This is a genomic window from Pseudoalteromonas sp. 1181_04 (assembly GCF_052850545.1).
In genome coordinates this window covers 24750-36908 of sequence record NZ_VXCS01000037.1, presented here as the reverse complement: position 1 = coordinate 36908, position 12159 = coordinate 24750, and the positions used below count along the sequence as shown (strand labels likewise).

The window sequence follows — 12159 nt, the reverse complement described above, 5'->3', positions numbered from 1 at the left end:
CCGCGCAACAAAACAACAGCAGTTTGAGTATGGATACTTATTTGGTGCAGTCTGCCCAAGTAATGGTAAAACAGAAGCGCTGATCAGCCCTATCGTCAATAAAGAGGTCATGACGCAACACATGGAATTAATATCAAAAGCCACGGAGGCAGGACGTCATGCGGTCGTGATCGTTGATGGCGCTGGTTGGCATACTATTGATACGGTACAACCATTCAATAATGTCACACTAATAAAACTTCCGCCTTACTCCCCGGAGTTAAATCCAATAGAGCAAGTATGGAGTTGGCTACGGCAACACTGTCTATCAAACCGTGTATTTAGTGGTTATGAAGAAATAGTCGAACAGGTATTGCAAGCGTGGAATAAATTCATCTCAGTGCCTGATACGGTTAAAAGCATATGCTCTAGAGACTGGATAAAATTGACTTAATCTTTATGCAGATTGGTATAAGGAGGCAAGGTATCACAGAGACATTTTTAATGCCTTCATCAACATTGCCCATGTGCCAGCTTGCGTGATCAACTATGACCACAGCGTGCTCTCCATAGCGCGTCGCATCCGAAATGTGTTTGGTATTAGCCTAGAAGGTTGTTAAAATAAATTCGACTTCAATCAGCAAGCCATTGAAATAGAGTGTTATTTTCGGTTGTATTGTTCACTCTGAGTTCTAACAGGGAGCTTATTGAGTTAGATTTAAGATCTAATATTGGATTGCCTTTATTTTCCTCCAAAGTAACATTGTTTTTAAGACCTTTTTCGGTTACTTCACAGGTGCCATTTTTACAAATAACATCAGGTTCTGGTCTGAGGAGCTGCTTATCTGAAGTAATAATAACATACCGATCATCAACCTTAGAAGAATCTTCAAAAGCCTTAAATTTTTCAGCCGAAAAGCTTGGCACTATTCCCGCTTTTATTTCTATCATATGTTGTAGAAATTGGTAACTACCCCTATGAGACAATGCACTTAAACCTGGTTCAGTCATAAACGAAATGAAACCCTCATCTATATCAGATGAAGATAATTTTTTCTGACTATCAAGAATATTATTTATCGTAGCTTGATCTTTATCCGTAAAGCTGACCGCAAGCTGGTATCCTTCACCGTTGAAGTGTCCATTATTAAAATTATTAAGTATCTTCCCATCGTCATGCATTCTGTAACCACCAAGATCACTGGCAAACTGACGGATATACTTAAAATCTATATTATTATTATCAGCATATTCATAGATATCAGCTAATAACTCTCTATCTCCTTGTGTCAAAAATTCATAAGAACTTCGCATTAAGTTAGATAAGGACATCCCATCAGCGCCGCTTAAAATTTCTGATTCAGTACCACCAAAAATATCCGTCACCATAGCTTCATAATAATGCTCAGACCGGCTTATATTTTTGCTTTTTTCTAAATCCCGTTCATCTAAAATAGACTCGAACTGTGATGTTACTTGCGAGCTATATTCATCGGAAACCATCGCTTTACTAAAAGAAGAAAAAGAGTTCATATGAGATAATAGTAATTCTTCAAATGATGCTAGTGCGGTAACGTTACTTTCGTATTTAAGGCTGTCTCGTTTTAGGTTTGATAGGTTTTGCTGATCAAGTGTGTGCCATCTTTCATATGCAGCTACCCTCTCTGAGCTGCTAAATGTATTACTTGTGTCTAATGCTATCGTCTCAAGTTTTGATTTGGATAAATGTTCAAATTCCCATTTTGCTGTGGCAACCTCATCACTATTTATTTTTGCATTTGAAGAGAGTATTTCCTTATGTAGAGATAAATTTTGCTGACTTAATTTAGAAATATCAATAGAGCTTTTGGCCTTACTTAATTTCGACGATAATGAAGAAACCGATGCATGTATTTCTATATCCTTACTTTTTTTGGGGTCAGATTGTGGCTGAGGAAAAGCTTTTCTCGCATTTAACAAACTTCTCTTGATATCAGGTATATCCATACTATTGACCCTCTAAACGAAAATAGACTCCTTTGATTAAATTTGGAGTCTAAGGTGTTAATTAGTTAGTTGTGTAGTTAAAAGTTATACTTTCTATTCTATTTGGTGTTGAATAATGGAAAGTACCAGTTGCTTCAACTCTATGAACAATTGATACTTGAATACCTGGTTTGAAGCTCTCACCATTAAATACTGTTACCTCTCCAGTAGAGTTTGGCACAATTGGTTCGCACTTAACGGGATTGTTGTTATATGCTCGATAAAAGCACAATTCAACAATCTCGCCAAAAGAATCTGGGTAATTTGCAGATGTGTAATTAATCCCAGTAATTTTATCTGTTTTACTCTCAAGTGGAATATCTCTTAAATCGCCATGTAATATAGAAAATAGAGATGATGACAGACCACCGGCAGAGCTTAATACTAGCATCCTGCTTGGTTGCTTCTCTTTAGTTATACTGAAATCAGCGGCGAATGCTTGAGTGCTTTAAACTAGTGAAGACATTAGAAAAGCGGTAATAGACATTTTCTTCATTAAAAATTCCTTATTATATAATTGGAGAATTTTTCATTCTCTGCTTTGTACCTTTTTTACATTATTTTAATGAGGCAACATTGTCAATGTAATAAGAACAAATTATTCAATCTGGTTAGCTAGGCCATACTATGTAATGGATATTTGTACGTTTAAGTATCCATTATTAAATGAGCACTTTTTTAAATTCAAATGAGAGGGCACCCAACTAAATTACAAAAACTATTACTAGGTTTACTCGCTGATCTTATGCTTATAAAGCAGAAGAGCTGAGCGCTTCATGTTTGTGTGGGAGTTTGTCGACTATGAATGGGGATCCCGTGTCGAGACTGTAGCTGTCATCTAGCTAATTAAAAGTTGAGTGCAGTAAAGCATAGCCTTTGACCTTTAGAAAATATTATCTTGTTGCAATTTCCTCCTTGGTTTACTTTCTGAGCTGTGTAAAACTAGCTGGGTTAATTTAGTAAATCAGGTGACATGAATGTCGAATATAAAAGCTTGGAAACTTATCAGTTTATTTTGTTTGGTAAGCTTACTTATGGGCTGTCAATCGAAAGAAGAGCAGTTACAAGAAACAATTAAACAATCTATAGCTAAAGCTGAAGTTGAGTTAGCAGGACTTGGTAGTGCCTTAGATAACGGCTCAATTCGTAATGCCGCTTTATTAAGCGAATATGGCCGTATACTTAGCAATGAAAAGCCAGAGCTAGCTAAAATTGCTGGCGTGCTCGTGCAAGATGCAACTCGAAAAGGCCCGCTTTACTCAGGTTTGCAACAACGCTTAGCTGATATCAAAAGTACTTACCTTATTCCTCCTTACGATGAAACACTGCAAAATATTGATTTGTTGCGAGATGCTGCAAAGCCCGCTTTATTTTCGGATGCTTTGACCGATCCTATTAACATGCTTGCTGATATGTCGGGTGGCTCGCTTGCGCGTGTCGGTGCAATCAGTCAGCAGGCTGAAGGGGTTGGTGAAGGCAACCAGTTAGTCGGCAATCCTAATTATGGTAATTGGCAAACTAACAGTAGCGGTATCAGCTTTTGGCAGTGGTATGGCATGTACCGCATTTTAGGTGATGTATTTGATCGTGTTGAATATGGTAGTTGGAGCAAGCGCCGTAAGTATAGTTATTATAATGATTATGGTCGTGCGCGTTATTCTAGCCCTAAGCAAATTAAAGCACAAACCGCCGTTGAAACACGTACTAAGCAATCGTATCAACGCCAAGGTAAGCAATTCACAAGCCCTTATGCATCTAAAAAAACCGGGGCTTCTGGGTTAAGTCGTAGCAGTTATACACCACCAAAAAGTCGCAGTAGTTACTCCAAAACCAGTAGCTATAGTAAAGACTCGGGATCGGTCAGAAACAGCAATAATAGAACCTCTCGCGGTGTCAGTCGCGGTAAGTAAACGGCTATTTAAAGATTTAGTGTTGGAGTTTAAAGAATATGTACGAATTTAATGGAATAACTATGTGGTCACTACAAGCAATCGCGATTGATTTTGCGATTATTATTGCACTGTTTGTGAGCCTTAAATATATCAAAGGTTGGGTATCTAACTTACATGCCAATGATGAGATCACTGAGCGTGATAATTTTGCGTTTGGTATTAGCTTTGCTGCTGGCTTAGTTGCTTTAGCAATTGTGCTGACGGGTGTAAGCAGTGGTGCATTTGCAGTGAGCTTACAGCAAGAAGCATTGCAAATGGCAGCTTATGGTTTGTTAGCTATTGTGCTAATAAAGCTTGGGCACTTTTTTCAAGATAAAGTGGCACTGCGCAAGGTCAGCTTACATGATGAAATAGTGAAGGGTAATGTAACTGCCGCGGTGATTGATTTTGGTCATGTTGTGAGTGTGGCAATCGTTATTCGCTCAGCGCTATTTTGGGTGGCTACAGAAGGTTGGCATGGTTTACCAATCGTTATAGCAGCGTTTATTATTGGTAGCATTGCGTTATTGCTCGTGAGCCAGTATCGCGTACAACTATTTAAGCGTACTAACCGAAGTGGAGATTGCCTACAACAAGCAATTGTTGACGGTAACTTGGCTGTTGGTATTCGCTATGCTGGCTTTTTAATCGGTAGCGCGCTTGCGCTTACTGCGGCTTCAGGTATCGCGCCTTATGCTGCAGATAGCATTAACACCAGCTTGATTTTCTGGGCGATTAGCGCTTTGGTTAGTTTAATTGCATTTATCGTACTGCATTTAATTACGATTAAAATTATCCTTTCAGGTTGCGATATATCAGACGAAGTGAACCGTCAAAAAAATGTGGGTGTAGCAACTATTTCAGCGGCAATCTCGTTTGCTGTGGGTATTACCATGGCAACTCTATTAGGCGCGTAAAACTTGTCACATTCTAAGCAAAGCCCAAGTAAGTACTCCTTACTTGGGCATGATTTTTTATTAATTACTGTTATGGCCATACTCGCTGGGTGTGGCCTTATTTATGAATATCTGCTATCTCATTATGCCGGACGAGTTTTAGGCTCTGTAGAGAGCGCTATTTATGCGATGATAGGCACTATGATCGTAGCTATGGGTATAGGGGCTTTTTTAGCGCGTTGGTTTAAGGATGCCTTTACCGCCTTTGCTTGGCTTGAAAGTCTTATTGCACTTGTTGGTATGGGTTGTATCTTAGCTATAGCCAGCGTTATTGCTGTTAGTTATTCTTTACCGCATATTTTTTCTGACATTTTTAATCTACCCGCGGATGTGGTGCTCAACGGCTATGTTTTTCAAAAACTCCAAGAGTGGTCACGATTCCTACCTTATGTATTTGGCTTATTGTTAGGTCTATTAATCGGTATGGAAATTCCACTTATCGCTCGCATACGTCAGCATGTTTATGGTCGTTTCTTAGAAAATAATGCAGGCACGATCTACGGTGCCGACTATATAGGTGCAGGTATTGGAGCGGCTATTTGGGTTAGCATTATGTTGGCTATGCCAATCATGCAGGCTGCGGCATGGACTGCGCTATTTAATATTATCGCAGGTTTGGCATTCTTATGGCGTTATCATAGCTATGTCCGTTACGCCAAACTATTACTGGTATGTCATATCGCTTTACTGGTGTTATTTGGTTTTATTTTAATGCTTGGTAGTAGCTGGATGAAAGATTTAAGTAATGTGCTTTATAAGGATAAAGTTATTTATTCTGAAGCGACGAAGTATCAGCATCTAGTGTTAACCGAGCGATTGAGCCGCAATCAACCCGATCCAATTACCGATCTTTACTTAAACGGCCGCTTACAGTTTTCTAGCATTGATGAACAAATTTATCATTCAATGTTAGTGTATCCGCCATTATTAGCCTCGAACCGTCACGATAATGTATTGATTATAGGCGGTGGTGATGGCTTAGCACTAAGAGACGTATTGAAGTGGCCTGTTAAAGAAGTCACTTTAATTGATTTAGATGCCCAGTTACTTAGTTTATTTGGTCATGATGACGATGAATTTAATCCTCCGGCAGCTATTCATGAGCGCTTAACTAAACTTAATAAGCACTCAATGGCTGATCCTCGATCGCATATTAAAGTGGGTGATGCTTTTCTTGAAGTAGAGCGGTTACTTGATGAAGGTAAGCGTTTTGATACCATCATTATTGACTTACCTGATCCGAATCATCCCGATTTAAATAAAATGTACAGTGACTATTTTTATAATCATATCCGTCAATTACTAGCCGCAGATGGTGCAATGGCTGTGCAGTCAACTTCGCCTTATCATGCTAAAAAAGCATTTTTAAGTATTGGTAAAACAGTCAAAGCGGCAGGTTTTAAGCATGTTGAGCAATACCAGCAAAATATTCCATCATTTGGACAATGGGGATGGACGATTGCAACCACCACAGGTCAATCTGCAAGTGCGAGAATTAGCGATATAACAAGCTTACCAGTTGCTTCTAGATGGATCAGTAAAAAATATTTATTGGCAGCATTCGTATTCCCCAATCATTATTTTGAACAAATAAATGATATTGAAGTCAATCAATTAGGCTCAGGTACTTTATATGATTATTATCGTAGTGCATGGCAGATAGAAAGTGAATTGTATAAAAATTAATAAATCATGGTTGACATAATATGTCGACCATGCGAATCTTAACTCAGACATAATATGTCAAATGACAAAAGGCAGAGACATGGAATTAAATGAACTTTCAATAAAACTAGCATCTTTTGAAACTGAAGGCGCTAACTTTGAGTCTTTCTTGATTGCCAATCCCGGCGAGCAAGATGTGTTGCAAGTCATAGTAGATGGCAATGATGAGCTTCCTATTTTTGTTACTCAGACACAAGAGCAGCTGTTATGTATTAGCTATTTGTTCGCTGATGAGGAAGTGAAGCCTGAACTACGTGATGAGTTGAATGAAACCTTATTACGTTTGAATGTACCAATCCCGCTGAGTGCATTTGCGAAGATTGATGATAAATATGCGATCTTTGGTGCTTTGTCGGTTAATTCATCGTTTGATGATATTACCCATGAGCTAGTTACTTTAGCTGATAATGCCATCGATGCATTAGAAGCGGTAACCATTTATTTAAACGATTAACAGCTAGCTATTTTAAGTGGAGTTAAGATTATGAGTATTTTAAAAAAGTTATTTACAGCAGTACGTGGCGGCGCGCGTGAAGCGGGCGAAGCAATTGTTGACGCGAATGGGATTCGTATCTTTGAACAAGAAATTGCTGATGCGCAAAACGCGCTGCAGCGTGCTAAAAAAAGCCTAACTGAAGTGATGGCTAAAGAAATGCAAACGAAGCGTAAGATTAGCGCATTAGATGCCTCAATTGCTGAGCACGAAGCGTATGCAGGTCAAGCACTTGAAAAAGGTAATGAACCGTTAGCGCTAGAAATTGCTGAGAAAATTGGCGACTTTGAAGCTGAAAAAGCAGAGCATGATCAAGTGTTAGCTGGTTTTAGCAATCACATTGTAACGTTGAAGCAGCAAGTAAAAGATGCTGAAAAATCGATCAAAGAAAACCAACGTCAGCTTACTATGGTTAAAACCACTGAAAGCGTGCAACAAGCAACAATGGCAGTAAATAGCACACTTAATACTAATAGCTCGTCGATGACGAATGCACGCCAATCACTTGAGCGTATCAAGCAACGTCAACAAGATCGTAGTGACCAGCTTGGTGCTGCTAAAGTACTTGAAGCTGACACTAATGGCGATGATCTTAAAGCTAAAATGGCTGAAGCTGGAATTGGTGATAGCAATCCAAAAAGTGCAGATATCTTAGCGCGTATTAAAGCGAAGCAAAACGGCTAACGCGCAATTACGATTATTAAAAGGTAACTTATTATAAGTTACCTTTTTTGCTTATGAGGCAGTCTATGTTTAACTTCTTTAAGTCTAAAAAAGCCCCTGAACGCCAATTAAATCACCCTAGTGAACTTAAAAAAGGTGATATGTTCACAGTGATTGATTCGTTTGCTTACCCAAGTTGGCTAAAAGGCCAAACATTGCGCGTTACCGATGTGCAAACTTATCAATATCAGCACAGTGCAGATTATGAGCTAGTACTTGAAAGTGATGCTGGCAAGGTGGTTTTTTTGCAAATAGAGCGCAGCGATGGTGAAGAGTGGGCGAATTTTTCAATCAAAATCCAACGTGATGAAGTGGATGAAATCTTCACACTGGATGAGTTTGCGCGCATCTTTGACGAAGATGATTTAACCTACATAGAAGTGAAAAATACACCAGAGCGTTACATGCAGTTTTTAGCTAAAAGCTATCAACAAAGTGAATCACCATTTGTGTGTTATTTTCATAATAAAGATTATCGTAGCCAGCCATTACCACGCTATGAGCAAGAAGGTGGCGAACCATGCGAAATGATTTGCCTTGAGTCGAGCGATGGAAGCCATGGTTTAAACATTGAGATTTGGGATGGTGGAGAAACTGAAGTATCACTCACTTTAACCCGACCAATCACAGACATTGTTGATCTGTTCCCTGGAGATGCGCAGTGAGTAATGCAAAAGATAAATGGTTACGTCAGGAGCAGGCTGTAAGAGCCACGCAAATGGCGTTTGATCTTAGCAGTGAAGTGCAAAAATCGATAAAAAAGCAAGCCATTGATCAAGAGCTAACGCCATCCGATATGATCCGCAAAATTTTATCACTTGAGGTTAAATCAAAAAAAACGCGTCAACGTTTATCATTTAACCTTAATGATGAAGAAATAGCATTACTTGCTGAACGCTTTGGCGTTGCCCCAGATGATAAGCGGGCAGTAAAACAGCAAGTTGCTGAGTTACTGATTGCTCGAACTAGTAAACGCTAGGTTTTGCCTTCTGATTATTAAGCCCTTACACTTAGGGCTTAAATTATCAAATAATGAGTTGTTGTGAATATTATTTTAATCGCCTATCTACTAATTTTTGCTTTGTTTGGCACGGCAGCGAGTTATTTCTTACGGTTTATTTATGCCTATTGGGTTAAAAAGCAGATGCCGATGCATTTTATTTTTAAAGCAGGGATTTGTATTGTGGCGGTCGTGGTAATTTCCGCGCTGATCCCATTATTGGTATAGCGCGGTTGCAGCAGAGCGACTATTTTAGCTCAAACGACTGGCATTGCTGATCAATACATAATGCTTGCACAGGTAAAACCGGTAAACAATCATTTAAACCATTGGTTTTATTATCGGCAGTTTCTTGCTGAGTAATTTGATCCGCTAACTGTTCTGCATTTTCTTGTTGTGTGTGCAAGGTTGAGTACACTACATAGCGGCTTGGACCACCACAGGCGCGTTGGCCTACTTCAAGCACCTTACATTGAAAACTCGCGGTACAGCTATTATCTTGCACCAACTCAGCCAATGCGCTATTTAATTTAGATACATTTGTATTGCCGTTTGCTGGTGTTGAGTCAGAAGTGCTGACACAACCACTGAGGATCAGCAAACTGGCTGTTGTTACTAAAAATTTAGAATATGATGAACGACTCATATTGGTTTCCCTTAATAAACACTTGTCGCAGAGCTTTCTAGTTTAACACATTTATTTTCAATACACTGAGCCGCAGGGGCCGTCAGGTGCTGACAAATACTGATCATCTTATTCTGTGCATTAAATTGGCTTTCAAGGCTGGTGATCTGCTGAGTTAACTTTTCAACGGCTTGCTCATTGGCCGTTTTATTAGAGTAAACAATATAGCTACTAGGGCCGCCGCACGCACGGCTACCAACCGGTAATACTTTACATTGAGAGCTGTTATCGCAGTTTAGATCTGCAATTTGTGTCTGTAATTGCTGGTGGACCTTTTTAATGTTATCTCTTGTTGCCGGAACTTCTGTTTGCGGATTTAACTTAGTCGCTTGATTATTTTTAACTAGCGCTGCAGGAGCCGGGCTAAGTTGGTTGTTATTCGGGGTCGCAGCATCAGAACAAGCCGATAAACATAACGGCAGTAGAAGCGCGATAATAAATAAGCGCATGATAAACCTTCATAGTGGTGAACAAGTAACCACCATCATACACTTTGCAGATAACACAGCAATAAAAACTATGGCATTCAAAGGTTAAACCCGACGCTAAGGACGGGTTTAATATTTTTATAGCCCGCCTTGGGTTAATTTTGCGGGATTGAGTAAAGTTTCCAGCTCACTACGTGATAGGTCAGTTTCTTGCTCAGCAACATCAAGAATTGGACGGCCATCTTGATATGCTTGTTTGGCAATTTTAGCTGCTTTAGCATAACCAATGACTGGATTAAGCGCGGTCACTAATATGGGGTTTTTGGCGAGTGCTTTGTCGATATTGGTGTGTTTCACTTTAAAGGATCGAATCGCTTTATCAGCTAATGCTTGACTACTATTTGCCAGTAACTCAATACTTTGCAAAATATTGTAAGCTATTACAGGTAACATTACATTGAGTTCGAAGTTACCTGATTGACCTGCAACAGTAATAGTTGCGTCATTACCAATCACTTGTGCACTAACCATGGCTGCCGCTTCAGGGATCACAGGATTTACTTTACCGGGCATAATTGATGAACCGGGTTGCAGTGCTTCAAGTTCGATTTCACCAAGGCCAGCTAGTGGACCTGAATTCATCCAACGTAGGTCGTTTGCTATCTTCATTTGTGCAACAGCGAGCACTTTTAGCTGCCCTGATAAAGCGACAATGGTGTCTTGCGAACCTATGTTATAAAAAAAGTTTTTGCTTGGCACAAAGCGTACACCGACGTTGGCACTGAGATTTTTACAAAATTGCTCAGCAAACAGGGGATCGGCATTTATACCAGTACCAACGGCTGTGCCTCCTTGCGCTAAAGCAGATACCCCTTCAAGGCTATAGCGGATCCCTGCCATTGCACTATCAACTTGGTGTTGCCAAGACCCTAGAGTTTGCGCAAATGTCACTGGCATAGCATCCATCAAATGAGTTCGACCCGTTTTTACGATTTCACCTATTTCTGACTTTTTGCGCTCCAACGTTTGGGATAGCTGATCCAGCGCCGGAAATAGTTCATACACCACGTTAATTACACTGCTTACAGCAATAGTGGTAGGGATCACGTCGTTAGAGCTTTGCCCCATGTTTACGTCGTCGTTGGGATGGATAACCTCATCACCATAACGACTTGCTAAAGTTGCAATCACCTCATTAGCATTCATATTAGTGCTAGTACCTGACCCTGTTTGAAATATATCAATAGGGAAGTGTTCTAAATGTTCGCCATCAATGATCTCTTGGCATGCGCGCTCGATTAACTGTGCTTTATTTTTACTGAGATGACCTAGCTCGTAGTTGCTTTGCGCTGCGGCCTGTTTGATATAAGCAAGAGCGGTAATAAACTGTTTTGGCATTACTAAATCGCTAATGCGAAAGTTATTTACAGCACGTTGAGTTTGCGCTTGATAAAGTGCATCTGTAGGGACTTGTAATTCGCCCATACTATCTGATTCGGTTCTAAATTCGCTCATGAAAACTCCTAGAAAGGGTTAAATTCGTGACTGAGAATACGGGCTTCACGCTCTAGTATCAGGTATTTCTTGATACTATTATGACTTCTATAAAAGCGCTTTAATGCCAGTAACGGTTTATAAAGTTGCTCTAAACATTGTTTGCGAATTGCACAATGGACTAAAGAGTCGCACATTTTGTTGAGGATTTCATGGAAAGTGCGTCTTAGATAGAGTTCTTGCAGCAATAGACTGTGGTTTTTTTCGTAATGACGTGCAGCACTCAGGCCAGCTTCAATGTAATTTGCCACTAAAGCTGGCGCATGTAGCCCAGGTCGCGGGCAAATACATTTCATTTGCTGTTGATAATAAAGCATAGCGTGATGTTCATGCATAAGAAAAACCGATTAACTGTAATGGTAATTATTATCATTACAGTTAATCGGTTTCGGTGCAAGTCACAAATTGTAAATATTGGCGGAAGGTGAGTTTTTTAATTGTAGCCAAGAATAAATATTTGGTCTGTTTCATGTTTTAACGCCTGATTTTGTTGATTTGTTTGCGATAGTAAATCAATTACAGTGGCACGTTCATCACAGCCTATTTTATCTGTTACTGGTTTTTCACTTGCCGCAATTGCAGCGTCTAGGGCGGTATAAGGTGATATATACATAATCTTCTCCGTTTGGTTGATTCAATTAGATAAATGCATAACTCATA

Annotated in this window: 16 protein-coding genes; 9 read left to right on the top strand and 7 right to left on the bottom strand. The window is 39.6% G+C overall.

Annotation, left to right across the window (positions count from 1 at the left end):
* A partial coding sequence (locus tag FW757_RS21520; protein ID WP_446441676.1) for an IS630 family transposase occupies positions 1-433 on the top strand: 433 nt, incomplete at its 5' end.
* Positions 434-612: 179 nt separating this feature from the next.
* On the opposite strand, the gene FW757_RS21515 is transcribed toward FW757_RS21520, so the two are convergent.
* On the bottom strand, positions 613-1965 hold the full coding sequence (locus FW757_RS21515; protein WP_182719299.1) for a hypothetical protein: 1353 nt from the start codon (positions 1963-1965) through the stop codon (positions 613-615).
* A 61-nt stretch (positions 1966-2026) separates the two neighbouring features.
* Complete coding sequence (locus FW757_RS21510) at positions 2027-2395, bottom strand: hypothetical protein (protein ID WP_446441675.1); 369 nt, start codon at positions 2393-2395, stop codon at positions 2027-2029.
* Between the two features lie 586 nt (positions 2396-2981).
* Here FW757_RS21510 and FW757_RS21505 point away from each other — a divergent pair.
* The 8 genes from FW757_RS21505 to FW757_RS21470 all read left to right on the top strand — a co-directional run bounded on the left by FW757_RS21505 (position 2982) and on the right by FW757_RS21470 (position 9060).
* On the top strand, positions 2982-3914 hold the full coding sequence (locus FW757_RS21505) for a CHAD domain-containing protein (protein ID WP_145242697.1): 933 nt from the start codon (positions 2982-2984) through the stop codon (positions 3912-3914).
* A gap of 38 nt (positions 3915-3952) precedes the next feature.
* On the top strand, positions 3953-4852 hold the full coding sequence (locus tag FW757_RS21500; RefSeq protein WP_145242699.1) for a DUF350 domain-containing protein: 900 nt from the start codon (positions 3953-3955) through the stop codon (positions 4850-4852).
* Between the two features lie 3 nt (positions 4853-4855).
* Positions 4856-6577, top strand: coding sequence for a polyamine aminopropyltransferase (locus FW757_RS21495; RefSeq protein WP_149983356.1), 1722 nt, complete (start codon positions 4856-4858; stop codon positions 6575-6577).
* Positions 6578-6656: 79 nt separating this feature from the next.
* On the top strand, positions 6657-7070 hold the full coding sequence (locus FW757_RS21490) for a YjfI family protein (RefSeq protein WP_145242701.1): 414 nt from the start codon (positions 6657-6659) through the stop codon (positions 7068-7070).
* Positions 7071-7100: 30 nt separating this feature from the next.
* A complete protein-coding gene (locus FW757_RS21485; RefSeq protein WP_145242702.1) occupies positions 7101-7793 on the top strand; it encodes a PspA/IM30 family protein in 693 nt (230 codons plus the stop codon).
* 65 nt (positions 7794-7858) lie between these two features.
* Entirely contained in the window at positions 7859-8497 is a 639-nt protein-coding gene (locus FW757_RS21480) for a hypothetical protein (RefSeq protein WP_182719304.1), read from the top strand.
* Positions 8494-8811 carry a hypothetical protein gene (locus FW757_RS21475; protein ID WP_145242704.1) on the top strand — a complete coding sequence of 106 codons (318 nt, stop codon included), beginning with the start codon at positions 8494-8496 and terminating at the stop codon, positions 8809-8811. Before FW757_RS21480 ends, FW757_RS21475 begins: the two co-directional genes overlap by 4 nt.
* Positions 8812-8874: 63 nt before the next feature.
* Positions 8875-9060 (top strand): hypothetical protein, encoded by a 186-nt coding sequence (locus FW757_RS21470; protein WP_145242705.1) that lies wholly within the window; start codon positions 8875-8877, stop codon positions 9058-9060.
* Between the two features lie 19 nt (positions 9061-9079).
* Here FW757_RS21470 and FW757_RS21465 read toward each other — a convergent pair whose 3' ends face one another.
* From FW757_RS21465 to FW757_RS21445, 5 genes are all read right to left on the bottom strand, one after another.
* A complete protein-coding gene (locus FW757_RS21465; protein ID WP_145242706.1) occupies positions 9080-9478 on the bottom strand; it encodes a hypothetical protein in 399 nt (132 codons plus the stop codon).
* Positions 9479-9489: 11 nt separating this feature from the next.
* Positions 9490-9966 (bottom strand): hypothetical protein, encoded by a 477-nt coding sequence (locus FW757_RS21460; protein WP_145242708.1) that lies wholly within the window; start codon positions 9964-9966, stop codon positions 9490-9492.
* A gap of 117 nt (positions 9967-10083) precedes the next feature.
* A complete protein-coding gene (locus tag FW757_RS21455; protein WP_149983353.1) occupies positions 10084-11460 on the bottom strand; it encodes a class II fumarate hydratase in 1377 nt (458 codons plus the stop codon).
* An 8-nt stretch (positions 11461-11468) separates the two neighbouring features.
* Positions 11469-11834 carry a hypothetical protein gene (locus FW757_RS21450; RefSeq protein ID WP_257325145.1) on the bottom strand — a complete coding sequence of 122 codons (366 nt, stop codon included), beginning with the start codon at positions 11832-11834 and terminating at the stop codon, positions 11469-11471.
* 98 nt (positions 11835-11932) lie between these two features.
* Positions 11933-12112: a hypothetical protein gene (locus tag FW757_RS21445; RefSeq protein ID WP_182719308.1), complete on the bottom strand. Its 180-nt coding sequence runs from the start codon at positions 12110-12112 to the stop codon at positions 11933-11935.
* Positions 12113-12159 lie beyond the last annotated feature (47 nt).